This window comes from Mycobacterium sp. (assembly GCF_040509115.1).
In the GTDB taxonomy this organism is placed as follows: Bacteria; Actinomycetota; Actinomycetes; order Mycobacteriales; family Mycobacteriaceae; genus Mycobacterium.
On sequence record NZ_JBEVLO010000072.1, the window covers coordinates 1 to 24,342 of the forward strand.

The 24,342-nt window shown below is 65.6% G+C and carries 21 protein-coding genes; 14 read left to right on the top strand and 7 right to left on the bottom strand.

Features of this window, described 5'->3' with window-relative positions:
- The 4 genes from ABW137_RS05835 to fbaA all read left to right on the top strand — a co-directional run.
- On the top strand, positions 1-814 hold an 814-nt coding region (locus ABW137_RS05835; protein ID WP_526397829.1), incomplete at its 5' end, for a PfkB family carbohydrate kinase.
- A gap of 5 nt (positions 815-819) precedes the next feature.
- Positions 820-1,470, top strand: coding sequence for a nucleoside/nucleotide kinase family protein (locus tag ABW137_RS05840; RefSeq protein ID WP_526397831.1), 651 nt, complete (start codon positions 820-822; stop codon positions 1,468-1,470).
- A gap of 5 nt (positions 1,471-1,475) precedes the next feature.
- Positions 1,476-2,465 (top strand): LacI family DNA-binding transcriptional regulator, encoded by a 990-nt coding sequence (locus tag ABW137_RS05845; protein WP_526397869.1) that lies wholly within the window; start codon positions 1,476-1,478, stop codon positions 2,463-2,465.
- A 22-nt stretch (positions 2,466-2,487) separates the two neighbouring features.
- On the top strand, positions 2,488-3,510 hold the full coding sequence (gene fbaA / locus ABW137_RS05850; RefSeq protein ID WP_526397833.1) for a class II fructose-bisphosphate aldolase: 1,023 nt from the start codon (positions 2,488-2,490) through the stop codon (positions 3,508-3,510).
- Between the two features lie 62 nt (positions 3,511-3,572).
- Here the strand turns inward: fbaA and ABW137_RS05855 are convergent, their stop codons facing one another.
- From ABW137_RS05855 to ABW137_RS05865, 3 genes are read right to left on the bottom strand one after another with little or no spacing between them, the layout of a single operon-like run.
- Positions 3,573-4,772, bottom strand: coding sequence for an NAD(P)/FAD-dependent oxidoreductase (locus ABW137_RS05855; protein WP_526397835.1), 1,200 nt, complete (start codon positions 4,770-4,772; stop codon positions 3,573-3,575).
- Positions 4,773-4,823: 51 nt separating this feature from the next.
- A complete protein-coding gene (pruA, locus tag ABW137_RS05860; RefSeq protein WP_526397837.1) occupies positions 4,824-6,461 on the bottom strand; it encodes an L-glutamate gamma-semialdehyde dehydrogenase in 1,638 nt (545 codons plus the stop codon).
- Between the two features lie 53 nt (positions 6,462-6,514).
- Positions 6,515-7,426, bottom strand: a complete 912-nt coding sequence (locus tag ABW137_RS05865; protein ID WP_526397839.1) for a proline dehydrogenase family protein — start codon at positions 7,424-7,426, stop codon at positions 6,515-6,517.
- Positions 7,427-7,730: 304 nt separating this feature from the next.
- Between ABW137_RS05865 and ABW137_RS05870 the strand changes: the two genes are divergently transcribed.
- A complete protein-coding gene (locus ABW137_RS05870; protein ID WP_526397841.1) occupies positions 7,731-8,987 on the top strand; it encodes an aromatic ring-hydroxylating oxygenase subunit alpha in 1,257 nt (418 codons plus the stop codon).
- 17 nt (positions 8,988-9,004) lie between these two features.
- Complete coding sequence (locus tag ABW137_RS05875) at positions 9,005-10,153, top strand: FAD-binding oxidoreductase (protein WP_526397843.1); 1,149 nt, start codon at positions 9,005-9,007, stop codon at positions 10,151-10,153.
- A 149-nt stretch (positions 10,154-10,302) separates the two neighbouring features.
- On the opposite strand, the gene ABW137_RS05880 is transcribed toward ABW137_RS05875, so the two are convergent.
- Entirely contained in the window at positions 10,303-12,009 is a 1,707-nt protein-coding gene (locus ABW137_RS05880) for a BCCT family transporter (RefSeq protein ID WP_526397845.1), read from the bottom strand.
- Positions 12,010-12,210: 201 nt separating this feature from the next.
- Between ABW137_RS05880 and ABW137_RS05885 the strand changes: the two genes are divergently transcribed.
- The 4 genes from ABW137_RS05885 (at position 12,211) to ABW137_RS05900 (ending at position 18,146) form a co-directional block, all read left to right on the top strand.
- The gene (locus ABW137_RS05885) at positions 12,211-12,993 is read left to right on the top strand and encodes an IclR family transcriptional regulator (protein ID WP_526397847.1); all 783 of its coding nucleotides are present in this window, start codon (positions 12,211-12,213) and stop codon (positions 12,991-12,993) included.
- 116 nt (positions 12,994-13,109) lie between these two features.
- Positions 13,110-16,298: an ATP-binding protein gene (locus tag ABW137_RS05890; RefSeq protein WP_526397849.1), complete on the top strand. Its 3,189-nt coding sequence runs from the start codon at positions 13,110-13,112 to the stop codon at positions 16,296-16,298.
- Positions 16,299-16,340: 42 nt separating this feature from the next.
- Positions 16,341-17,147 carry an alpha/beta hydrolase gene (locus ABW137_RS05895; protein WP_526397851.1) on the top strand — a complete coding sequence of 269 codons (807 nt, stop codon included), beginning with the start codon at positions 16,341-16,343 and terminating at the stop codon, positions 17,145-17,147.
- A 39-nt stretch (positions 17,148-17,186) separates the two neighbouring features.
- Positions 17,187-18,146 carry a helix-turn-helix domain-containing protein gene (locus ABW137_RS05900; RefSeq protein WP_526397853.1) on the top strand — a complete coding sequence of 320 codons (960 nt, stop codon included), beginning with the start codon at positions 17,187-17,189 and terminating at the stop codon, positions 18,144-18,146.
- An 8-nt stretch (positions 18,147-18,154) separates the two neighbouring features.
- On the opposite strand, the gene ABW137_RS05905 is transcribed toward ABW137_RS05900, so the two are convergent.
- Positions 18,155-18,580 (bottom strand): hypothetical protein, encoded by a 426-nt coding sequence (locus tag ABW137_RS05905; RefSeq protein WP_526397855.1) that lies wholly within the window; start codon positions 18,578-18,580, stop codon positions 18,155-18,157.
- Between the two features lie 192 nt (positions 18,581-18,772).
- Here ABW137_RS05905 and ABW137_RS05910 point away from each other — a divergent pair, with 192 nt between their 5' ends.
- Positions 18,773-19,993, top strand: coding sequence for a YhjD/YihY/BrkB family envelope integrity protein (locus ABW137_RS05910; protein WP_526397857.1), 1,221 nt, complete (start codon positions 18,773-18,775; stop codon positions 19,991-19,993).
- A gap of 78 nt (positions 19,994-20,071) precedes the next feature.
- Here the strand turns inward: ABW137_RS05910 and ABW137_RS05915 are convergent, their stop codons facing one another.
- Together ABW137_RS05915 and ABW137_RS05920 are read right to left on the bottom strand one after the other, a co-directional pair.
- Complete coding sequence (locus tag ABW137_RS05915; protein ID WP_526397859.1) at positions 20,072-20,905, bottom strand: SDR family oxidoreductase; 834 nt, start codon at positions 20,903-20,905, stop codon at positions 20,072-20,074.
- Positions 20,906-20,950: 45 nt separating this feature from the next.
- Entirely contained in the window at positions 20,951-21,103 is a 153-nt protein-coding gene (locus ABW137_RS05920) for a hypothetical protein (protein ID WP_526397861.1), read from the bottom strand.
- A 254-nt stretch (positions 21,104-21,357) separates the two neighbouring features.
- Between ABW137_RS05920 and ABW137_RS05925 the strand changes: the two genes are divergently transcribed.
- The 3 genes from ABW137_RS05925 to ABW137_RS05935 all read left to right on the top strand — a co-directional run bounded on the left by ABW137_RS05925 (position 21,358) and on the right by ABW137_RS05935 (position 24,309).
- A complete protein-coding gene (locus tag ABW137_RS05925; protein WP_526397863.1) occupies positions 21,358-22,725 on the top strand; it encodes an NAD-dependent epimerase/dehydratase family protein in 1,368 nt (455 codons plus the stop codon).
- An 86-nt stretch (positions 22,726-22,811) separates the two neighbouring features.
- A complete protein-coding gene (locus tag ABW137_RS05930; protein ID WP_526397865.1) occupies positions 22,812-23,711 on the top strand; it encodes an SDR family NAD(P)-dependent oxidoreductase in 900 nt (299 codons plus the stop codon).
- A gap of 148 nt (positions 23,712-23,859) precedes the next feature.
- A complete protein-coding gene (locus ABW137_RS05935) occupies positions 23,860-24,309 on the top strand; it encodes an Hsp20/alpha crystallin family protein (protein WP_526397867.1) in 450 nt (149 codons plus the stop codon).
- Positions 24,310-24,342 lie beyond the last annotated feature (33 nt).

Sequence of the window (24,342 nt, forward strand, 5' to 3'; positions counted from 1 at the left end):
GAACGAGAAGATCACGTCGACTGCGCAGTTCGTCGCCGCGGGCGGACCGGCCGCCAATGCTGCGGTGACGTTCGCGGCGCTGGGTGGCGACGCGACGCTGGTGACCGCGCTCGGTGACGATCCGGTCGCCGACCTGATCCGGGCCGACCTCTGTGCGTATGGCGTGACCGTGGTCGACGCGGCGGCGGGCACCACCCGGGCGGTGCCGGTCTCCGCCGTGTCGGTGGTCGAGTCGACGGGTGACCGGTCGGTCGTCTCGCTGGACGCGGTGAACTCCGACGCGACACCGCCGGCGGAGCTCGACGGCTTGGTGGCCGGGGCCGACGTGGTGCTGGTCGACGGACACCATCCCCTGCTGGCGCGCGCCGCCGCACGGCATTCGCGGGACGGGTCGACCCCGCTCGTCGTGGACGCCGGCCGGTGGAAGACGGTGATGGGCGACCTCGTCGAGTATGCGACGGACATGGTGTGCTCCAACGACTTCCACACCCCGGGCGACGACACGTCGGATGCCACCGCCGCGACGCTGGTCGGTGCTGGCGTGCGAACCGTCGTCGTCACCCACGGCGGTGACCCCGTTCAGTGGTGGTCGGACGGCGAGTCCGGCTCCGTACCTGCACAACCGGTAGTGGTGGTCGACACACTCGGAGCCGGGGATGCCTTCCACGGTGCATATTCGTACTTTTCGACGCAGGGCGGGGGCGGCGTCGCCGAGCGCATCGAACGCTCCGCTCACGTGGCGGCACTACGGTGTTCGATGGTCGGGCCGCGGGCCTGGCTGAGTGAACTGTCCAGCGAACAGATTCGGAAGTGAGAACGGTGAGCATCGACCAGGACGTGCAGGACGCCACCCTCGACCAGTTGGTCGAGTCGGCCAGGGCGCTGGTCGTTCCAGGGGAACGCCGCATTCTCGGTCTCACCGGGGCCCCGGGAGCCGGGAAGTCCACCGTCGCAGAGCAACTCGTCGCGGCTCTGGGACCGGACGCCGCCGTGCTCGTTCCCATGGACGGCTTTCACCTGGCCAACGAAGTCTTGATCGACCTGAGGATCCTGGATCGCAAGGGTGCACACGACACGTTCGACGACGGGGGCTATGCACGGCTGATCGCAAGCCTGCGGGCACAGCGAGTAGACGACCCCGTCGTGTATGCGCCCCGGTTCCGGCGCGAGATCGAAGAGTCGATCGGCTCGTCCATTCCCGTCCCGCCCATGGTGCCGCTGGTGGTCACGGAGGGCAATTACCTTCTCCTGGATTTCGACGCGTGGCCTGCCGCGCGCGCCTGCATCGACGAGGTCTGGTTCTTGGCCCCCGACACCGATGTTCGCCACGCCCGGCTGCTGCGCAGGCACGAGGCGTACGGAAAGTCTCCGGAGGACGCGGCGTTCTGGGCGCTTGGGTCCGACGAGCGCAATGCCCAACTGATCGAGTCGACCGCAGGTCGCGCGGACCGCATCGTGCGTCTCCGGTGACCACGATGGGCGAGGTTGCCCGGATGGCCGGCGTCTCGGCGTCCACGGTCTCCCACGTGCTCAACGGCACGCGCAAGGTCAACACCGCCACGCGCTTGCGTGTCGAAGCGGCCATCGAGGAGACCGGGTACCGGCGCAACGTCGTCGCACGATCACTCGCGGCCGGGCGCACGCACACGGTCGGACTCTCGATCTCCGCGTTGACGAATCCGTACTTCGGGAGCCTGGTCCACGCCGTGGAGCGGGCCCTGTCCGACGCCGGGTACGTCCTGATCGTCGGCGATTCCCACGACGACGTGGAGTCGGAGAAACGCGTCACGGGCTCGCTTCTCGACCGGCAGGTCGACGGGATGATCGTTGCACCCGCGGCAGGGTCGGAGCGGGTCACCCTCCCCGAAATCACCCGCACCGGGACTCCTCTGGTCCTGATCGACCGCGGGATCGACGTCGGAAGCGATCAGGTCGGCCCGGAGAACTTCTCGTCGGCCAGGGCGTTGACCGAGCACCTGCTCGACCTCGGCCATCGTCGGATCGCCGTCGTCCGAGGGATCGCCGGGATATCCTCCACCACCGAGCGATTCGATGGGTACGCCGCGGCGCTCGCCGACCGCGGCGTCGCCGTCGACGGCACACTGGTCCTCGACGGCGACTCCAGCACGGACGTGGCCGAACGCGAGGTGCACTCGCTGATGTCGCGTGCGGACAGGCCAACGGCGCTGGTGTCCTTGAACAACTCGATGACCATCGGGACGCTCAAAGCCCTTCGCAGTCTTGGCTTGTCGATTCCGGCTGATGTGGCGTTCGTGTGCTACGACGACTTCGAGTGGTCGGATCTCTTCGAACCGAAGCTCACCGCGGCGGCGCAGGACGTCGAGACCATCGGAGCCACCGCGGTCGAGTTGCTGCTGCGCCGCATTCGAGGACAGGACGATGCGCCGCAACACATTCGCGTGCCGACGACGTTCCACCACCGCAATTCGTGCGGATGCACGTAACCCCACCGACAGGACATCGAGCATGCCGATAGCCACCCCCGACCACTACGTTGCAATGCTCGACCGCGCCAAGGAGGGCGGGTTCGCCTATCCGGCGATCAACGTGACCAGCTCCCAGACGCTCAACGCCGCGCTGCAGGGCTTCGCGGAGGCCGAGAGCGACGGCATCATCCAGGTGTCGCTGGGTACGGCACTCTATCTGTCCGGCAACAAGGTTCAGAGTCGCTTCGCCGGGTCGAAGGCACTGGCACTCTACGCCCAAGAGGTCGCGTCGCACTACTCGGTCACCGTGGCCCTGCATACCGATCACTGTCCCGCCGAGAACCTCGACGACTGGGTCCGGCCGCTGATCGCCGACGCGAGGGAACGTCGTCGCCGCGGTCTGGATCCGCTATATCAATCGCACATGTGGGACGGGTCTGCGGTCCCTCTTGACGAAAACCTGCGCATCGCAGAGGAATTGTTGGAGTCATCGGTGGAGGCGAACACGCTGCTCGAGATCGAGGTCGGCGTGATCGGTGGCGAGGAGGACGGCGTGTCCCACGAGATCAACGAACAGCTGTACTCCACCGTCGACGATGCCCGCGCCACCATCGAGGCACTTGGCGCGGGGGAGCGCGGTCGCTACCTGACCGCGTTGACCTTCGGCAACGTGCACGGTGTCTACCACCCGGATTCGGTCCATCTGCGCCCGGAGATCCTCGCGGAGATTCAGGCCGTCATCGGCGGCGAAACCGGAAGGGTGAAGCCGTTCGACCTCGTCTTCCACGGCGGATCGGGATCGAGCGCCGAGGACATCGCCTCAGCCGTCGCAAGTGGTGTGGTCAAGATGAACATCGACACCGACACCCAGTATGCGTTCACCCGGTCCATCGCAGGCCACATGATCGCCCACTACGACCAGGTGCTCAAGGTCGACGGAGCCTACGGCAACAAGAAGGCCTACGACCCCAGGTCCTGGGGCAAGCCGGCCGAGAATACGATGGCGGCACGGGTCGTCGAGGCGGCGCAAATGTTGGGCTCGGCCGGACGGGCCATGCGCTAGGGCGGTGTCGAGCTCGTGCCACGTCGACACGACGCTGCCCCTCGTCTGGAGCAACCCGATCATCAACGCATCTGGCCGGCTCCGACGTAGGGGAACGGGCTCACCAGTGGCTTGCCTTCAGCGAATCGGGACAGCCTGAAGTCATCGGCGGGAATGTCGGCGTCAGAGCTGGTGCCGTCGACCACGAGATCCGCGACGAGCCGCCCGACGGCCGGGGAGATCTTGAAACCGTGCCCCGAGAAGCCCGCTGCCACGATCAGGCCATCGATCTCGGTCCGGGAAATGACCGGGTTGAAGTCCGGCGTGACGTCGTAGCAGCCGGCGTAGGTCGATGCGATCGTCGGATTGTCGAGACCCGGCAGCCGCGTACCCACCTTGCCGACGGCCATGTCCACGAAGTCATCGGTAGCACGATTGAGATAGCCGTCGGGGTCGGCTACCTCGAGCTCGGACAGATCGGAGTTTCCGAACAGGATCTGACCGTCGGAACCCTCGGGACGGATGTATTGCAAGGAGACCAGATCCGAGAACACCGGAACCTGCCCGAGGTCTTGGCCCGGGTTGATCAGCACGATCTCCTCGCGGTGCACCGTGATGGGCAGGTCGATGCGGTGGGCAGCGAGCAAAGCCACCGACCACGGGCCGGCGGCTAGCACCACCGTGCCTGCGGAGACCGTGGATCCGTCGACCAGTCGGACACCGGTCACGCGGTCGCCGACGACGATGATGTCGGAGATCGCGCTGCCCTGGCTGAGGCGCACCCCCCGCCGACGTGCGGCCGCGGCGAACGCTTGCGCCGTCTGATAGGCATCCCCGTAGCCACCGCGCTCTTCCCACGCGAATGCGGCGAACGGTTCGAGATCGGCCACGGGCCAAAGCTTCTGCACTTCGTCCGTCGAGATGCTCTCGGTACGGACCCCCACCGCCCGCTGCGCGTCCATCGATGCGCTGATGGCCTCGGCATTCTGCGGTCCGACCCCGACGACGTAGCCCGTCTGGTGGAATCCGACGTCGCTTCCCAGGATCTCGGCGGCTTGCTCGAACAACTCCAGGCTGCGGGTGGCCATCGCGGCCAGTGAGGAGACCCCGTAGTGGCACCGCACGACTCCGGAGGACTTGGCGGTGCCGCCGGAGCCGACGGTCCCCCGTTCCACGATGGCGACCCCGGTGACACCGCGTTCGGTCAGAGCCCATGCCGCCGAGCTTCCGATGAGCCCACCGCCGACGACGAGCACGTCGGCCGTGGCGTTCGGTTTACTCATCAGATCAAATCCTCACGTGAAAGAGTATGTTTCACAATGTATTTGGACTTCTCATCCCATGTAGGGGTAGGTCCAGTCGAGGGCCGGAGCCATCGACTCCTTGATGAATCGTCCCGACAACCATCTGTACAGGGCCAATACGGAACCAGTCTTGTCGTTGGTACCCGACGCGCGGCCACCGCCGAACGATTGTTGACCCATGGTGGCTCCGGTCGGCTTGTCGTTGACATAGGTCATGCCTGCCGTGTCGCGCAACTTGTCCAATGCAGTGGTGATCGCGCGGCGGTCGCTCGCGAAGATGGAACAGGTCAATGCGTACTGGCTGGTGCCATCGACCAGATCAAGAGTGCGCTCCCAGTCGGAGTCCTCGTAGACGTACACGCTGAGGAAGGGGCCGAACAGTTCCTCTGACATCGTGAACGACGACGGGTCGTCGGTTCGCACGATCGTCGGATCGACGAACCAGCCGCGTTCGGTCGAGATGGTGCCGCCGACGAGAATCTCATGCGCGCCATCACCTTTGACCATGTCGATGGCTCCCCGGAGCCGCTGAGCGGAGGCTTCGCTGATGACCGCGCCGAGAAAGGTCTGGTGATCCGCGACGTCGCCGACCCGCAACCCCGCGGTGGTCTCCACCAACGGACCCTCCAGGTCGCGCCACAGGCTGCGCGGGAGGTAGGCGCGCGACGCCGCCGAGCACTTCTGCCCCTGGTACTCGAACGCGCCACGCACCAGAGCCACCAGCAGCGCTTCCGGGTCGGCGGTGGGGTGGGCGATGACTGCGTTCTTTCCACCGGTTTCGCCGACGAGCCGTGGATAACTGCGGTAGACGTCGAGATTCGCCGCAGTGGTTCTCCACAGGTTGCGAAATACGGCGGTGGACCCGGTGAAGCTGATTCCGGCGAGCAGTTCGTGTGCTTGTGCGGTGGTACTCACGAGGTGACCGTCGCCGTGCACGAGGTTGATCACTCCGGGCGGCAGCCCGGCCTCTTCGAACACTCTCATGACGACCTGGCTCGAGAGTGCCGACTTCTCGGACGGCTTCCACACGACGACGTTTCCCATCAACGTCGCCGTGGCGGGTAGGTTGCCGGCGATGGCGGTGAAGTTGAAGGGCGTCAGAGCGAGTACGAATCCTTCGAGGGGGCGGTGATCCATCACATTGAGGACCCCGGTGACCGAGAACGGCTGGGTGTCGAAGATCTGTGATGCCAGCTTGACGTTGTAGCGAAGGAAGTCGATGAGTTCGTTGATGTCGATCTCGGCCTGGTGGAACGTCTTCGACTGTCCCAGCATGGTGGTGGCAAGGAGTTCGTCGCGGAACCGGCCGTTGATCAGTTCGGAAGCTCGCAGGAAGATCGCCGCGCGCTCCCACCACGGGGTTCGGGACCAGTCATGGCGGGCTGCCAGCGATGCGTCGATCGCGGCCTGGACGTCTTGCGCCCTGGCAGTGGCGAGATGTCCGAGGGTGAGGCCATGCTCGTGCGGCGCCACCACTCGCGTCGTCTCCGGGGTCTCCAGCCGCGCACCGTTGATGACGTGGGGCAGGCTGCGCGTCTGACCGCGCACGGTCTCGATGACCCTCAGCAGCCGGGTGGCCTCCGGTGAGCCGGGCGCGTAGTCGAGTGTCTCGACGTTCACCGGGTCGGGCACGCGGGGGTTCGCGGTGATGTTTGTTGCCGTTGTCATGAGTGCCTCCGAAGTATGCCGTTCGACGCAAGACTGAAGTGTTTTGGGAATGCTCAGCCGCTGACCAGGGACCGCAGGAACAGCGTCAAGTTGGCTGGGCGCTCGGCCATCCGGCGCATCAGGTACGGGTACCACTGACTACCGAAGGGCAAATACACCCGCACCCGGTAGCCGTCGAGCGCCAGTTGTTCCTGTACGTCGCGACGAACCCCGTACAGCATCTGGAATTCGTAGTCTCGCTTATCGATGCCCAGCCGCGCGGCGGAAGCCTTCACGTGTTCGATGCAGGAGTCGTCGTGTGTGCCGAATGCCGGGTCGGGCAGATTGGCCAGCGCCCACTCGGTCAGGAAGCGGTACTGGGCCGTCACCTCCGCGTGATCACACAACGCCTTGTCGAGCGATTCCAGGAACGCTCCCTTGACCAATCGGATACGCGGCTTGACGTCGGTGAACGAGTTCAAATCGTGGGGGGTGCGGCGCATCGCGGCCTGCATCGCCACTCGGGTGTCGGGATGTGACGGCAGGACTTCACGGAAGGCCTCGAGGGTCTGTGGCCCAACCGAGCTGTGCTCCATGTCCACTTCGACGGCGACGCCGGCGGCCTTCCCGGCGCTCGCAAGTTCCTTCAGGTGCGCCTGGCACACCGCCGGGTTGATGGCGATTCCGAGTTGGGACAATTTCACCGAAACCGTGGCGCCGGGTGCGTCTTCGGCGATCCGATGGATGGTCTCGACGTAGGCCTCCGTGGCGGTGGCCGACTCCGCCAGGTCGTCGACGGTCTCGCCAAGCAGATCGAGACTGACGTCGATGCCCTTGGCGTTGAGGTCCAGGGTCGCGGTGATGGCCTGATCCAGAGTGGTTCCCGCAACGTATCGCGACACCACCAGACTCGTATGCCTGTTGCTGCTTACGGTGTGCTCGAGTCTCTTGCTGTTGGCTGCCAACAGAAGTGATCTCTTGATCATGGTGGTTCCCTTCGCTGTGCCGGCCGGTCACGGCGGTGCCTGCGTGTCGACCGTGGTAGGCCCGTCGAGCTCAACATCACCACTTGTCTCGCAATGCGCGTATATAGCGCAATACAGAACAGCACCGATGGCACCGCTGTCAAGAGTTCTCGCATAGTCCTCCGGAACTAGGTTCACCCATGGCGATTTCATCTATTGTTCCGCTGTGCGCCGCTGTTGTACATTACGAGACAATTAACGGGATCCTTGGTCGCGACGAGCGGCCGCAGCGTGGACGCCCGGCACACAAGGGACGGGGAACGGCATGCTCGCCAATACGTCTGCGGCGGACGTCGCCTCACTGGTCAAGGGCCGGGCAGTGGGATACAGCCTGGACGCTGAGTTCTACACCAGCCCCGAGATCTTCGCCCTCGACATCGAAGCCGTGTTCGCCAAGCATTGGCTCTTCGTCGCTGCGGAGGCAGAGATTCCCGAACCAGGCGATTTCGTCACGGCGCAGGTCGGCACGTACTCCGTGATCATCGTGCGCGACGACGACGAGAGTGTCCGAGCTCTACACAATGTGTGCCGCCACCGTGGATCCCGACTCCTCGAGGCTGACTGCGGCGCGGTGGGCAACCTGGTCTGTCCCTATCATCAATGGACCTACCGCGCCGACGGTTCACTGATCTTCGCCGAAGCTCAACCGCCGTCTTTCGAGAAGGATCGCTTCAGCCTCAAACCGGTACACGTGAGGACTGTTGGTGGACTCGTGTTCATCTGTCTGGCGGCCGAGGCTCCGCCGGACTTCGGCGACGTGGCGGCCGTCATCGCACCCTATTTGGCTCCGTACGATCTCGCGAACGCCAAAGTCGCGCACCAGATCGACACGGTGGAAGACGGCAACTGGAAGCTCGTCATGGAGAACAATCGCGAATGTCAGCATTGCGATGTCGCCCATCCGGAGCTCATCACGGCGTACTTCCCGCTCTTCGGGTACTCCGAGGACGACATCACGCCGCGTCTGCGCCCCGTCTTCGACCGCTACCAGGTCGCGGCGGCGCGACTTGAATCAGCCTGCACGGCAGCACTGTTCCCGCGGGATGAACGGTGCGAGCTGGACACCCGAGCCACCGGATTCAAGATTACGCACCTGCCGTTGGACGGAGCGGGCGCATCCTTCGGCCCAGGGGGAGAACGGGTGTCGCGGACGTTGATGGGTTCGATTCAGACTCCGGCATTCGGCGACCTGTCCCTACACATGCAGCCGAACTCGTGGTTCCACATGCTGAGTGACCACGCCGTGCTGTTCCGCGTGCTCCCATCGGGGCCGGCCAAGACCGTATTGCGCACGACGTGGCTGGTCCACCGAGACGCCGCGGAGGGCGTCGACTATGACCGTGACGCCCTGACCCGAGTGTGGCGGGCGACCAACGATCAGGACAGCATGCTGGTGAAACAGACTCAGGCCGGTGTCACCAGCCCCGCCTACCAGCCAGGACCGTACTCCATGGTCGAAGACGACGTCGAGGCGTTCGTCAACTGGTACGTCGGACGCCTGCAAGAGCACCTGAGCATCTGAATCCCAGGGGACCCGACATGGCCTATCCGACCGCTGTTCGCAACCCCGCGGCAGGCGGGTTCGACACGTTGCCTCCGCCGTGGGCACCGGAGTGCTGGGGCGACGACGAGGACACCGTCTTGGTGTGTCGGCGCGTCCTTGACATCACCCACGACGTCAAGAGCTTTCACTTCCACCCCGACGGCGACCGCACCTTCAGGTTCGATCCCGGCCAATTCATCACCCTGCAGCTCGACATCAACGGTGAGAGGTTCACCCGCTGCTACACGATCTCGTCGCCGCCTACCCGTCCCCATCTGCTCTCGATCACGGTGAAGCGGGTGCTCGGCGGGCCAGTCTCGAACTGGCTGCACGACAACGTCACTGCGGGCAGCCGTATCAGGGCGCAGGCGCCGCTTGGCAGTTTCACACTGGACCACACGGCACCGAAGTATCTGTTCCTGTCCGCCGGTAGCGGTATCACCCCGGTCATGTCCATGACCCGGACCCTGTTCGACCTCGGGTCGGAGACCGACGTGCTCTTCGTGCACAGCGCGCGATCGCCCGCGGACATCATCTTTCGGCGTGAGCTGCTCGCCATCTCAGAGGTGATGCCGAACATCCGTGTCCATCACGTCTGCGAAGGCGACTACCCCTCTGAGCGCTGGACCGGGTTCCGGGGCCGCCTGTCGGCCCCCATGGTGCACGCTCTCGTACCTGATCTGAATGAGCGCCAGACATACACCTGCGGTCCTCCTGCGTACATGAGTTCGGTGCGAAAAATCCTCCTCGAACTCTCCTACGACATGCGCAACTACCACGAGGAGAGCTTCTCCTTCGAGGCGCTGCCTGCCAGCGATCAGCCTGCCCCCGGTACTGGTCCGGCAGACGAGGCTGACCAGCCAGCGGGTGGCACGAAGGCGACCACCCATCGAATCACGTTCGAGCGCAGTGGGATTACCGTTGACTGTGACGCGGACCAGAGCATCCTCGATGCAGCATCCGCGGCCGGCCTTCGGCTTCCCGCTACCTGCACCGAAGGCATGTGCGGTACATGCAAGACCACCCTGCTGGCTGGCGAGGTCGACATGCAGCACAAGGGCGGGATTCGTCCCCGCGAGATCACTCAGAACAAGATCCTGCCGTGCTGCTCGAGGCCCCGCAGCGACCTTCGGATCGACGGCTGACCCCTGCGCGACCGCCCCGGGATGGGTGTGAACGCGACGGTGAAACGGTGAGTCCCATCTCCAACGGGGCCCGCATGTCCAATGGGGCCCGCATGCCAAAAGCCGCGTGGTGGGACCGACCGTCCGATCCCACCACGCGAACCTCAGTCCTACTGCCGACTTCGGGCTCCGTCGGTGACCGGTACATCGACCATGGCGTCCGGCTCGTCCGGCTCGTCCGGTAGTGCACCGTTGCCGCCAGGCGTACGTTGGCGCGGGCGACTCTCCGCCGCAACGGCTTTCGCTATCGGGGTGTCGGCAATGAACACCGGCTCAGCACGCAGCTGTTTGAACAAGCTGTAGCAGACCCCGATCATCACGATGAGGAAGGGAACACCGAAGACGATGACGGTGGTCTGAATTGCTTCGAGCCCTCCCGCGAGGAGCAGCGCGATCGCTACCGCACCGATCATCGATCCCCACGTCACCACCAGCCAGGTCCGCGGGTGCAGCGATCCGCTCTGGGATTGCATGCCGAGCACCAGCGATGCCGAATCCGCGCCCGCGACATAGAAGAGCAGGATCAGCACTACCACCAGGACCGCGGTGAACGTGGACCACGGCATGGCGTCGAGCATGGTGAACAGAGTGTTCTCGACGCCGCTTTCCAACGATCCCGCCATATCAGCGGTGCCGTTGAGCTGGAACTGAGTAGCCGTGCCGCCCATCACCACGAACCAAAGCGTGCTCACCAGCGTCGGGACGATTAGGACGCAGATCACGAACTCGCGAATCGTGCGGCCTCGTGAGATGCGGGCCATGAAGACACCGACGAACGGTGCCCATGACATCCACCAGGCCCAGTAGAAGATGGTCCAGCCGGCGAGCCACTCGCCGCCACCGAAGGCACCGGTCCGGAAGCTCATCGGCACCAACTGGGTCAGGTAATCACCGACTGATTCGGCGAAGTCGTTGAGCAGGAAGATCGTCGGCCCCAGAGCGAAGACGAAGATCAGCAAGGCTACGGCCAGTCCGGCGTTGATGTTGGCCATCCACTTGATACCCCGTTCGGTACCGCTGACCGCCGACACCACGAACGCCGCGGTGAGGGCCAGAATCACCACGATGGCAACGAGGTCACTCTTCGGCAAACCGAATACCCGGGTGAGCCCGCTGTTGATCTGGATCGCGCCGAGCCCAAGCGATGTCGCTGCGCCGAAGGTGGTGATGAAGAGTCCGAAGATGTCGATCGCGCGCCGGAGCGGGTGACGGGGAGGCCGCTTGGGGAAGACGATCGAGCTGAGCAGGTTCGGCTGGCCCTTGCGGAACGTCGCGTAGGCGAGGGCCAATCCCACGACGCCGTAGAGGGCCCACGGGTGCAGGCCCCAGTGAAAGAGCGTGTACTGCATGCCCAGAGCTGCGGCTTCGGGGCTCTCGGCCTCCGCCATGCCCATCGGTGGAGTCATCAAGTGGGACACGGGCTCTGCCACCCCCCAGAAGATGAGGCCGATGCCCATGCCCGTTGCGAACATCATCGAGATCCACGACGCCGTGCTGAACTCCGGGTGTTCGTCGTCACGACCGAGGCGGATCCGCCCGTATCTGGAGACCGCGAGCAGCAGCATCACCAGGACGAAGCCGGCCGTGGCCAGAATGTACATCCACCCGGTGGCGTCGAGGACCTTGCCGAGTACCGCCGTGGCGGTACTGGCGAGCGAGCTCGGAGAGAACACGCCCCAGAGCACCAATCCGACCGTGACCGCCATGGCCGTGACGAAGACGACCTTGTCTACCGGAGCGTCGACGTCTTCCGCTCGGGGATGTGCCCTGTCATCACCGGGGTCGGCGTGAACGAAGTGCTGATCGGCTTTACCCATTGGTGGCCTCACTCAACTGAATTGTCCCGTCTGGCGCGGTTGTCTCGTAATACAAAACAATATGACTTGCATCACTGTCAAGGGTCGTGCCGTTAACTTCCTGTTTCTGACGAGCAGCTCAATGGAAAAGGCTGCGCGAGAGCCGGAATATCCCGAGGCAGGCAGGCCCGGCAGCGCGCCGAGGACTTGTATCGTGTCTGCATGAGCGACAATCGCGGAGTGCGAGACAACGCCGTGCAATCGGTGGACCGCGCGATTTCGATCCTTCAGGTGATTGCGCGGCTTGGGGCGGCTGGCGTCACCGAGATCTCAACCACGCTTGGCGTGCACAAGTCGACAGTGGCTCGGCTGCTCGGCACCCTTGAGTCGCGGGGCCTCGTCGAACAAAGCGCCAACCGGGGCCGTTACCGACTTGGCCACGGCGTTACGCAACTCGCGGCCGGCGTAGCCAGGAAGTACGACCTGTCTCTCGTCAGTCGTCCGGTGTGCCAGGACCTGGCCGAACTGGTCGGCGAGACCGTCAACGTCGCCGTCAACGACGGTGCCAGCGTGGTGAGCATCGAGCAAGTGATCGGGTCCTCGACGGTGACAACCGTGAACTGGGTCGGTCAGCGGACGCCCATGCACGCGACCTCGGCGGGCAAGTTGTTCCTCGCCCACATGGCACCCCAAGACCTCAAGGCGGTCCTGGCGAAGGGTCTGACACGGTACACAGAGCACACCGTCGTCGACACCAGTGTTCTATTGAGTGAACTGGAAACCATTCGCGCGCGGGGTTTCGCCCAGACGATCGACGAGCACGAGGTCGGGTTGGCAGCAGTCGCGGCGCCGATCCGTTCCCTTGAAGGCGACGTCATAGCGGCGATCACCATCTCTGGGCCTGCCTTCCGCATCAATGCGGACTCGATCCCGAGCGTCGCCCCGCACCTCATCGCCGCCGCAGCGGAGATATCCGAACGCAACGGTTACCCGAAACCGGGCTGACGTTGGATTGCCCGATGCCGTCGGGACGGCGTGCCTTCGCAGCGCCCAGTCAGTAACATGTCTGCCCAGCTGAGTGGGGTGGACAACTGAGCGATCACAGGGTGACGGACGCGGCGGTGGCAATCGGTCCCGCCGACACTCCTGACGGCGCCGAGCCCTCTGAAAGCGCTGTGCGCCTTGAAATTCTGGGCCCGCTTCGGCTATGGCGCGGTGGTGCCGAGCTGGATGCAGGCCCTCGGCAACAGGCCTACCTGCTTGCGCTGCTACTGGCACGGGAGGGACGGCCGACCAGCGCGGCCGAGCTCGTCGACCTGATCTGGGGCGAGGGGGCTCCCGCCAGCGCCCTCAACGTCCTGCACAAGTACATCGGCGCACTCCGGCGGTTGTTGGAACCCGCGCTTCCGGTCCGGGGAACCGGCTCGCACGTGTTGCGTCGGGGGAGCGGCTATCTCTTCACGGCCGAGCCAGGGGTGCTCGATCTGGTCGACTTTCGGAGGTCCGTCACCTCCGCCAAGTCCGAGCTCGCTCGCGGCCATCACGACGGGGCGCTCGACTGCTATGTGAGGGCGTTGAACCTCTGGACCGGGCCTGCGGGCGACGGGCTGGATACGGGGCCGGCGGCGATGCCCGTCTTCGCCGGCTTGAACGACGAGTTCTTCGACGCGTGCACAGCCGCTGCCGAACTCGCTGTCTCGCTGGCCCAACCCGATCGAGTCCTGCTGCCGGTGCAACTGGCCGCTGTGATGGCGCCGTTGCACGAACCCGTACATGCTGCGCTGATCGAGGTCTTGGGTGCCGCCGGGCGGACGGTGGAGGCGCTGGCGGTCTTCCGCACGATGCGCACCCGCCTCGCAGAGGACCTCGGCCTCGATCCCGGTCCGGCACTGACGACCGCGCACGAACGGGTGTTGAGCCCACCCTCCAAATCGGCATCCGGTGGGCGCGACGGCGAAACCCCCTCTGCGAGTGCACTCGTCGGCCGGGAGGAAGAGCTCGCCGTGCTTCGACAGGCAATGGATGCCGCGTTCGCGGGCGGCCAGGCGCTCGCCATCGTGGAGGGCGAGCCCGGCGTCGGTAAGACGCGCTTGCTGCAGGAGATCGGCGCCGAGGCCGATCGACGCGGGGCCACCGTCGCGTGGGGTAGTTGCCTGGAGGGCGAGGGCACCCCGTCCATGTGGCCGTGGGTGCAAGTGGTCGATGCCATCGTCGCAACTCTGCCCTCAGCAACGCAGGAGAGCTTGCTCGGCACCGACCTCGGCCGACTCGTCGAGCCACGGGAAGGCATCCTCGCCGGGTCCTTCCTGCCCGACAACGGCACCCAGTTCCGGCTCTTCGAGCGGGTCGTCGACGCCGTCGGCCAGGTTTCGGCGCAGCGGCCGCTGGTGATCGTCATCGACGACCTTCACTGGGCCGACGTCGCATCGCTAGAGTTGTTCAGCCACTTGGCAACCCGACTCTCCGGCAGCATCGCCATCATCGGTGCGCTTCGCGATCGTGCGCCGAGTCCGGACGCCAAGCTGGCGCGCACGCTTGCGGCCGCCAGCCGGGTGCTCGCTCATCGACGCCTCCGACTGAGACCCCTCGGGCTGGCCGAGGTCGCCGAACTGGTCCGTCGTGAGACGGGCCAGGACGCCGACTCCGGAGCCATTCGCGGCATCCACACGCGCACTGCGGGCAACCCGTTCTTCGTCAGGGAGCTGTCCCGTTTCCTCGCCGACAGCGGCGCGCTCGGTGCCGAGGCTGCTGAGGCGGCCGGGGTGCCATCCACCGTTCGGGATGTCGTCTGGGACCGGTTGGACCGACTCGACGACGGCGTCAAGGACGTGGTGGAGACCGCCGCGCTGATCGGCCGAGAGGTGGGCCTCGGGCTGCTCGCGGCGGCGTGCGATCTCGATGTTCAGACGTGCCTTGCCCGCGTCGAGCCGCTGCAGTCCCTTGGATTGCTTCACCCCTTGCCCGGGGATCAGTTTACGTTCCGATTCACTCACGACCTGGTCCGCGAGTCGGTCACCGGAATCACGCCGCCGCGCCGGAAGACCGAACTGCACGTGCGGATCGCGGATGCGTTGGAACGCACTGATCCCGAGGATGATTCGATTGCCGAGCGTCTCGCGTATCACCTATGGTCGGCGGGGCCATTCGCAGAGCCGGCTCGCACCGCGAGTGCGCTGGTCCGTGCGGGTAGCTGTGCGGCGACGAAGTCGGCTCTGGAGGCGGCCGAGTGGCAGTTGCGCTCGGCCGTAAGGGTTTCACGCAGCGCAGGCCTGGCCGAGCTGGAGCTATCCGCGCTGTCGCAGCTGACCGCCGTCGTCGGGATGCGTTCGATGTACGGCCGATCGGCGCTCGACCTGCTGGAGCGCGCCGAGCACCTGGCGCGCGGTCTCGGACGTGAGCTGGAGGCCATCGGATTCCTGTACTCACGGTGGGCTGCCCACGCCCAAGGCGTCGAGTTCGACCGCAGTGGCCCGTTGGCGCGCCGACTGCTCGAGGAGGGCTACGCGTCATCCGATCCCATCGTGCGCGCCTATGGCCTTCAAGCCTGGGGCATCCACCAGTGGGACATCGGCAACATCGGTGAATCATTCCGGTACCTGAGCCAGTCCGAGCGCACCCTCGTCGCGAATCTGACCCGGCACGACGAGGATCCCGTCCGCCGTGACCTGAAGTTGTTGATGACGGGGCTCTTGGCCGAGACGAGCGCATTGCACGGCGACGTCGACTCGGGTCGGCGCCTCCTCGACACGCTGGAGGACGCCGCAGGCGACAACCCGTACCGAATCACGGTGTGGGCCACCATCGCCGCGAGGATCGCATCGATAGTCGGTGACCCAGCGTGGGCGCTCCGTGTGGCCGAGAGGGGGATCGCCGTTGATCCCGGGTTTTCGTTCGTGTTCCTCGGCACCTATCAGCGACTTGCCCGGTGTTGGGGGCTCGCCCTCACCAACGGCGACGCGGCAGCCATCTCGGAGGCTCAGCGACTCATTGCCGCGAACCTCCTCGACCCGCCGCGCTCCTGTGTTGCAACCTGGTACGCGCTGCTCGGCGAGATGCACCTGGCGGTTGGCTCGATCGATGACGCAGCCATCGCGCTCGATCGGGCTGACTTCTACCTCGACACCTACGGTCAGCGTTACCCAGAGGGTTTGCTGCTGTTACTGCGTGCTCGGCTGTTGCAGGCTCAGGGTCAGCCGGTAGCCGTTGTCCGCGCTGCCGCCGAGAAGGCCCGCGCACTGTCCGCGGACCGCGAGGCGCGCTTGTTCGTCCGACGTGCTGACCAGCTTCTCGCCGAACTCGGCGTCCACTAACCGTCAACTCGCTGTCAAGTTCACCCGAATACGTTCGGGTCCGTGACGAACGTCGTCTTCATCCACGGTCTGTGGATCTCGTACACCGCATGGCAGCCATGGATCGACTACTTCGCCGACAATGGCTATCGAGGCATCGCGCCGCGGTGGCCGGGAGAGGCCGACACCGCCGTTGCATCCCGTGAAAATGCCCGTGCTCAGGCTGGTTTCGGCATAAACCAGGTGACCGAGCACTTCACGGCTGTCATGGAGCAGTTCGAAACTCCTCCGATCGCCATCGGGCATTCATTCGGCGGGCTAGTGGCTCAGAAGTTGCTCGGGCGGAACCACGTGGCCGCCGCGATCGCCATCGATCCAGCGCCGATCAAGGGGGTCAAGCCGCTCCCGCTCACGCAGTTGCGCTCGGCCTTCCCGGTGTTGGGCAATCCTCTGAACCGCTCGCGGGCGAAGGCGCTGACGCGCAGTCAATTTCGCTACGGCTTCGGTAACGCGCTGACCGAGACGGAGTCCGATTCGTTGTGGGAGCGGTGGTCCATTCCCTCCCCTGGCAAGCCGCTGTTCGAGGCGGCGACGGCTAACTTCACCTCGAAATCACCCGCCGAGGTCGACACGGGTAACACCGCTCGCGGGCCTCTCTTGATCACCGCGGGCACCGTCGATCACACCGTGCCGCTCGTGACCGCGAAGGCCGCGTTCAGGCAATACGCCAGATCGACTGCCGTCACGGACTTCCACGAGTTCGACGGCGCAGGCCACTCTCTGACGGTCGATCACCGCTGGCGTGAAGTCGCCGACGTCGTGCTGAGCTGGCTCATCGACAGGGGGATGACGGGTACCGATGTCGAATAGTCCTGCAGCACCTACCTTCTGGAGAATCCAAGAGCGGTGATGATGTCGCCTCCCAGCCTCGACCTCGTCGTCCAACAGGCGCCGACGGCCGCACGACTGTGGTTCGAGCTGAGCAGCCGGGCCCGCCGCGAAGGGGCAAATGACGGCCCGTGGCCCGGCCTGACGATCTATCGGTTTACCCGTCCTACGCCGCCGGGGTGGGAGGGTGTCGAATGCCTCTCGTTGGGCGTCATCGCCCAGGCCGGTGACGCAGTCGCGGCGGTCGGAGATCGTCGGTTGCGCGGGCAGCTCGCGTATGCGGTGATCGGCAGCCACCGGCGTCTCGATTGCCGGATCCTGGAAGCGTCGCCGCACCAACCGATCCTCGGCTTCGTGCTGGAAATCGACCCGCAACTGGTCCGCTCCGTATGGTCGAGCATGCGGGGGCGTGCGGTGTCCGTCAGACCGCCGGACGACGACGACGACGAGTGTCTGATCTCCACGCTCGACGACGAACTGCTGAATGCGGTGTCGCGGTTTCTCGGCTCGCTCTCGGCGAGCGGTGACCGCCGCGTGCTGACACCGCTCCATGTCCAGGAGATGGTCTATCGGATACTGCAGGGTGAGCAGCGGATGCGATTGTTGCGACTGGCCGCCCACCAGACCGAGGGCAGTCCGGTCGCTGCGGCGGTGGATTACGTTGCGGCGAACCTTGCCGAACCGCTCACTGTCAAGATCCTGGCCAAGCAGGTGTGCCTGAGCCCGTCGGCATTCTCCCGGGTGTTTCGTGAGACCACCGGTCACTCGCCCTACCAGTACGTCAAGGAGACGCGATTGGAGCGGGCCCGGCAGCTCCTCGACGAAGGGCGGCCAGGGGTGGCGGATGTGTCGCGGTCGGTGGGATACACGAGCGTGTCGCACTTCATCAAGGCGTTCCGCAGTCGGTTCGGCGCCACCCCCGGTGACTATGCCATCGTGGGTAGGTTCCCTGGCCCATCCGACGTCGGCTCCGCCTGGTAGCGGCGTCTTCAGGCCCGCGACGCCAGTAGAGGTTCGACGAGAGCGAGCTCCGCCGCGCTCACCCAGGATGGGTTCGACTGCTGTGGCGCCCGAAACACCTCCATGGAGTGCAGACCTGCCACTAGCGTCAGCTCCGCCGCCGTCAGTGGCTCGTCGAAAAGCGGAATGTCAACCGGCACGTGCAACTGTCGACCATCGCGAGATGGCTCGCCGGTGATCAAACCGGCACCCCAGATGCCCCTCTGGGCGTGCGCCGACACCCACAGCAGCACTCGTTGGTCAGGCTGCATCAACTTCGAGCGATAGTTGTCGGCAACGCACCATGACGGCTTCGCCACACCCAGTGCGCGCATGGGCTCCACGGGAGTCTTGCTGGGGTTGCACTTGATGACCCACGCCCCCAGATTCCGGAGGCTGATGCTGCGCGTCGGCACGAGACCATTCTGCTCGCCCCGAGGCACGCGGTTGGCCTCGGCGGGGTCCAATGGCTCGGCTCGGCACGCCGCGGCGACCGAGGATCCGCGGCACCGATCACGGGGTGCCGGTTTCATCCACCGAGTTGTGGGCATCTCGCTCAGCATGGCGTGCGCCGTGCAACGACAACCGTGGGTGTGAGGAAGTACGACATGACGACCCAGATCAGTCGAAGCGCAACGCCGTCTCGCACGCGACGGTTGCTCGTGCTCTTGGGTGCATCCCTCACCGGCCTTCTCGTCACGCGGTGGTGGAATCGGCGGCCGGGGCAACACGTCTCACGACCGGGTGAGTACAGCGATCCGCAGGCGGAGGCGGACCTCGACGCCAACGCGGGCACGAAGGACGCCCCCGATCCCGACGATCCGTCCAAACCGGACTCCCCCTCCGATCTGAGCAAGCCGTCCATCCTCTACGTGCTCCGCAAGACCGTCCGGGAGTTCGGCACCGATCAATGCACCGATCTCGCAGCCGCTCTCACCTATTACGCAGTGCTGTCGCTGTTTCCGGCCCTGGTGGTCATGGTCTCGCTGTTGGGGGTCTTCGGCCAAGGCAAGCGCACTACCGACGCAGTCCTCCAGATCATCGACGACGTCGGTCCTTCTTCTGCAGTCGAAACGCTACGCGGCCCGATCCAGCAGCTCGTCGAATCACCGTCCGCCGGCCTCGCACTCGTCGTGGGCATCGGAGGCGCACTGTGGTCGGCGTCGGGTTACGTCGGTGCGTTCGGTAGGGCCATGAACCGGATCTACGAAGTCGAGGAGGGTCGGCCGGCATGGAAGCTGCGGCCGCTTCAGCTGCTGCTGACCCTGGTCGGCCTGATCGCGGCAGCCACGGTCGCGTTCCTGCTGGCGGTCAGCGGACCGATCGCCGAGGCAGTTGGCGGCGCGATCGGGGCGGGTGAGGTGGCCCAAACAGCGTGGAACGTGGCGCGTTGGCCCGTCGTCCTCGTCTTCGTGGTCTTGGCCGTCGCGGTGCTGTATCACTCCTCACCAAACGTGAAGCAGCCGAACTTCCGGTGGATCAGCATCGGTGCCGGCGTGGCGATCCTGGCCTGGATCCTCGCCTCTGTCGGCTTTGGCTTCTACGTCGGCAACTTCGGCAGCTACAACAAGACCTACGGTGCCCTTGCCGGGGTCGTCGTCTTTCTACTGTGGTTGTGGATCACCAATCTCGCGCTTCTCTTTGGAGCCGAGTTGGACGCCGAACTCGAACGTGGACGGCAACTTCAAGCCGGGATTGCGGCCGAGGACGATCTCCAGCTGCCTCCCCGCGACAACACCGTCGCCGAGAAGAATCAGGCCAAAGAGCTAGAGGACCTCGAGCGTGGTCGCCGGCTGCGGGAATCCCGCGGTAGGGACGACGGCCAGTGAATGGGTTCGGCGGCTGACCACCAGGTCGAGGCAGACCTCGGCCGGTTGGCGACCTTCACCGAATCCTCCGCCGGCGCATCAGCCGGGTAGGGTCTCGCCACCGATCGGCGCGAGAACCTCGCCGCTGTAGTAGGACGACAACCGGTCGGAGGCGAAGAAGACATAGGACGGTGCGATCTCGTCGGGTTGCGCGGCACGACCCATCGGCACCTGTTCGCCGAACGACTCGACCTTGTCCGGCGGCATGGTCGCCGGAATCAACGGCGTCCAGACCGGTCCCGGCGCAACGCAGTTCACCCTGATACCGCGATCCTGCAAGGACTGAGCCAGCGAGTAGGTCAGCGCGATGATGGCGCCCTTGGTTGCCGAGTAATCCATCAGGGTCTTGTTGCCGCGCAGCCCGTTGATGGACGCGGTGTTCACTATCGCCGAGCCGCGGGGCAGGTGAAGCAGCGCAGCCTTGGTGACGTAGAAGTAGCTGTCGACGTTGACGGCGAACGTACGACGCCACTGAAGATCCGAGATCTGCCCGAGGTCGTCGACGGGGTTCTGGAAGGCGACGTTGTTCACCAGCAAATCGAGACCGCCCAACGCCTCGGCCGCATCCGCCACGACGTCTCGGCAGTGGTCGGCCTCGCCGAGATCACCGGGGAAGGAGAAGGCCCGCCTGCCCTCCCGCTCGATCAGGGCGACCGTGTGGTCCGCGTCGTCGTGTTCGCTGAGATAGGCGATGGCCACGTCGGCACCCTCCTTGGCGAACGCGACGGCAACGGCGCGGCCGATCCCCGAGTCACCACCGGTGATGAGCGCTCGCCTACCGGACAACAGTTCGCGACCGACGTAGTCGCGCATCTCGTCGAGCGGTTGCTGCGGCATGTCGCCGGTCGCACCGGGATAATTGATCGTGGTCATCGCGACGCGGTACCCGCGACCCGTGACACGCCAAACTTCGAAGGATCAGTCGGGTGGTTCGACGGCTTCCTCGGTGTCGGATTCGTCGGACTTGGAATCCGCCTCGCGGAGTTCGTTCTCGCGATCGTCCGGTTCGGGGGTATAGGACGTGCGGTGCTGACGCGGCTCGTCTTCGTAGATCCCGGTTCCCTTGGGCACGTGTCTCTCCCATCGTGGCCAGTCTTGGCTCGTCTTGGGCATTTCCCACGCGGCACGCAATCAAACGGACCCCGGGGCCGGCTCCAGGGGGCGGGCACTGAACGTGCGGCGTTTGTCGTGGCGGCATGCGGGTAGGTGCGTGTCGAGCGGCGGGCGTCGGGGCGTTTCGTCCCGTTCCGTCCTCCGCCTTGCGAAATGGAGCGCATGCTCGTGCCAGCTGAACAGTGCGGCCCACGGCCGGAGGGGTATCCGTCGTGACGGCCGATCACACGCGCATCGTCGTGACCGGAGCGTCGGGGAACGTCGGAACGGGCGTGTTACGGGCGCTGGCGCGTCACCTTCCGGACGCGGAGGTGGTTGGGGTGTGCCGCAGGCCTCCCACCGAGGGGGCCGTTTATCGGCGGGTGCGCTGGCATGCCGTCGACCTGTCCGAGCCCGATGCAGGGGCGCGGCTGGTGCCGGTGATGCGCGACGCCGACGTCGTGGTGCACCTCGCGCTCGCGGTGAAACCGGTCCGCGACGAGGCCTACTTGTACCGGGCAAACGTCAACGGTTCCAAGTCGGTGTTGAGTGCGATGGCTGCCGCCGGGGTGGGTCAGCTCGTGTACGCCTCGAGTCTGGGCATCTACGCGTCCGGAGGCTCGATGCCCGTCGCCGAGGATTGGCCCGACACCGGTCAGGCGACATCGACCTATAGCCGCCACAAGGTGATCGTCGAGCGCGTACTCGACGAGTTCGAACGTGATCATCCCGAGGTCGCGGTATCCCGGTTCCGTCCGACCGTGGTCGTGCAGCGTGAGGCGGCGTACTTGATTCGGTCGCTGTACCTGGGTCCGTTGGTGCCTCGGTCGGCACTGGAGATGCTGCGCCGTCGACAGCTGCCCGTCCTGCCGCTTCCGGCAGGCACGGCGCTGCAGTTCGTCCACGCCGACGACGTGGGCGACGCGGTGGTCAGGATGATTCAGCGGCGTGCCCGTGGGTCGTTCAACGTTGCGGCGGACGTCCTGGACGCCCGCGCCCTCGGCGAGCTGGTGGGTGGCCGATCAATCGCATTGCGCCCCAAGCTCGTTCGGTCGGTAGTGTCCGCGTTGAGTGGCGCGCGCATCATCGCCCTGACCCCCGGCTGGTACGACGTCGCCTTCGGCACTCCTGTCATGGACACCTCAAGGGCGCAGCGCGAGCTCGGGTGGACGCCAACGCATTCGTCGACACAGAGCGCGCGGGAACTGATCGAAGGCCTCGCCGACGGGGCCGTCGGAAGCAGCGCCGCGACCGGGTGGCGTAGCACGCGGCGAGCCGACCCGCGGGCTGTCACCCAGCTGGTGCACGACACCTCGTTGGCGTTGTGGGGCGCATTTGCCGTCGGTCGCGCGGCCGGGTTCGGACGCGTCGGCTGGCCGGATTGGACCGTCGTGGCGATCAACCTCGCCTCAGGCACCCCGATGGCCATCGACCGCGTGCTCGAGCGCCGCCGTGATCCCGTTGCGCTGCTGGCACCGGTTGCCGTCGTCGCGGCACTGATCGCGAGCGGTCGCGGCGGCTGGAGCGCGGTCGCGGCCACCGGCATCCTGCAGATGCTCAACATGGCGGAGCGCACCGCGAGATCCAAAATGTCTCGATGACAAGCCGATTCACGTCGTTTCAGCGCCCGATCCGCGGGTAACTGCACATGGTGTCCAGTATTGAACGATTTGTCGAGGTAGTCGTGGTGACGGGTGCGTCCAGCGGCATCGGCAAGGAGACTGCGCTGCGCTATGCGGCCAAGGGTGCCGAGTTGGTGCTGGCTGCGCGATCGGAGAAGGCGTTGCAACGGGTCGCCGACCAGTGTCGGGCCGCCGGCGCTGGCGACGTGCTGGTTCACGTCACGGACATCGCCGAAACCGAGCAGGTGGAGAGCTTGTTCGCCGCCGCCGTGGCCCGGTTCGGCCACGTCGACATCACGGTGCAGTGTGCGGCGATCACGGCGTTCGGACGTTTTGCCGATGTGCCTGCCGGGGTGTTCGACGCAATCGTGCGGACCAACCTGTTGGGGTCGGCCAACGTGGCGCGGTGCGCGCTGGCCCATTTTCAGGCCAGGGAGGCGGGCCACCTGATCTTGATCGGCTCCCTCCTTGGCTCGGTTGCCGTGCCCTACCAATCCGCCTATGTCGCCAGTAAGTTCGGACTCAACGGCTTGGTGCGCGCACTTCGCCAGGAGTACCGGCACTCACCGGGCATCCGGGTGCACGGCGTCTATCCAGGCCCGGTCGACACGCCAGTATTCAGTACCGCGAGCAATTACTACGGGCGCACTCCTCGGATACCGCCGGCCGCTGTCGCCCCGTCGACCGTGGTGGCGGCCATCATTCGGGCCACCGATCGGCCACGCTCGAGCGAGCGTCAGGTGGGGTGGCTGAACCGGCCAGCCATTGCCGCATACCGCATGTTTCCCGCCCTCTTCGACGTCATCGTCGGACCGTTGTTGCGAGCCGTCGCCTTCACCTCGGAACCGACCGACTCCTCGGATGGCAATGCCTTTGAGACGGCGCAGGCCGACGATGAGTCGAATGACGCGCTGACGCGCGGGCCGTCGCAGAAAGGCGTTGCGGTCGTCGAGCTTCCGAGTTGACGAGCACTTGGCCGACAGGCCTCAGGGCGCCCGAAATAGTCGAAAATTCCATCTAGCACTCGCCGGGCGAGAGTGCTAATCTCGCGATTGCACAGTGAGATTGTCCGCCAAAGTGGCGGGCACTGAGCGACATTGGAGGTGGATTGCTGTGCTTCGCTTTGATCCGTTCAGTGACTTGGAGACTCTGACCCGGGGCCTGCTGGCGAGCCAGGCCGGATCGAATCGCAGTCCTCGGTTCATGCCGATGGACCTTTGCAAGATCGACGACCACTACGTGCTGACGGCAGACCTGCCCGGCGTTGACCCCGGCTCGGTGGACGTCACCACCGACAACGGCACCCTCACCCTGACCGCGCACCGATCGGCACGCTCCGAGGACGCCGCCCAGTGGTTGGCCAACGAACGCTTCTTCGGCACCTACCGACGACAGATCTCACTCGGTGACGGCGTCGACGCCAGCCGCATCTCCGCGACCTACGAGAACGGTCTGCTGACGGTGACCATCCCCGTCGCCGAGGCAGCCAAACCGCGGCGCATCGACGTCACCCACGGTGGAGGCACCCGGTCGATCGAAGCCACGACCGTCGACGCCGGGTAGCGATACAGCCAGGATGAAGGGCCCGCCCCGGTC

Coding starts and splice junctions, on each gene's coding strand:
- ABW137_RS05845 (WP_526397869.1), top strand. CDS start 1,476: ATGGGCGAGGTTGCCCGGATGGCCGGCGTCTCGGCGTCCACGGTCTCC.
- fbaA (WP_526397833.1), top strand. CDS start 2,488: ATGCCGATAGCCACCCCCGACCACTACGTTGCAATGCTCGACCGCGCC.
- ABW137_RS05855 (WP_526397835.1), bottom strand. CDS start 4,772: ATGAGTAAACCGAACGCCACGGCCGACGTGCTCGTCGTCGGCGGTGGG.
- pruA (WP_526397837.1), bottom strand. CDS start 6,461: ATGACAACGGCAACAAACATCACCGCGAACCCCCGCGTGCCCGACCCG.
- ABW137_RS05865 (WP_526397839.1), bottom strand. CDS start 7,426: ATGATCAAGAGATCACTTCTGTTGGCAGCCAACAGCAAGAGACTCGAG.
- ABW137_RS05870 (WP_526397841.1), top strand. CDS start 7,731: ATGCTCGCCAATACGTCTGCGGCGGACGTCGCCTCACTGGTCAAGGGC.
- ABW137_RS05875 (WP_526397843.1), top strand. CDS start 9,005: ATGGCCTATCCGACCGCTGTTCGCAACCCCGCGGCAGGCGGGTTCGAC.
- ABW137_RS05880 (WP_526397845.1), bottom strand. CDS start 12,009: ATGGGTAAAGCCGATCAGCACTTCGTTCACGCCGACCCCGGTGATGAC.
- ABW137_RS05885 (WP_526397847.1), top strand. CDS start 12,211: ATGAGCGACAATCGCGGAGTGCGAGACAACGCCGTGCAATCGGTGGAC.
- ABW137_RS05900 (WP_526397853.1), top strand. CDS start 17,187: ATGATGTCGCCTCCCAGCCTCGACCTCGTCGTCCAACAGGCGCCGACG.
- ABW137_RS05910 (WP_526397857.1), top strand. CDS start 18,773: ATGACGACCCAGATCAGTCGAAGCGCAACGCCGTCTCGCACGCGACGG.
- ABW137_RS05915 (WP_526397859.1), bottom strand. CDS start 20,905: ATGACCACGATCAATTATCCCGGTGCGACCGGCGACATGCCGCAGCAA.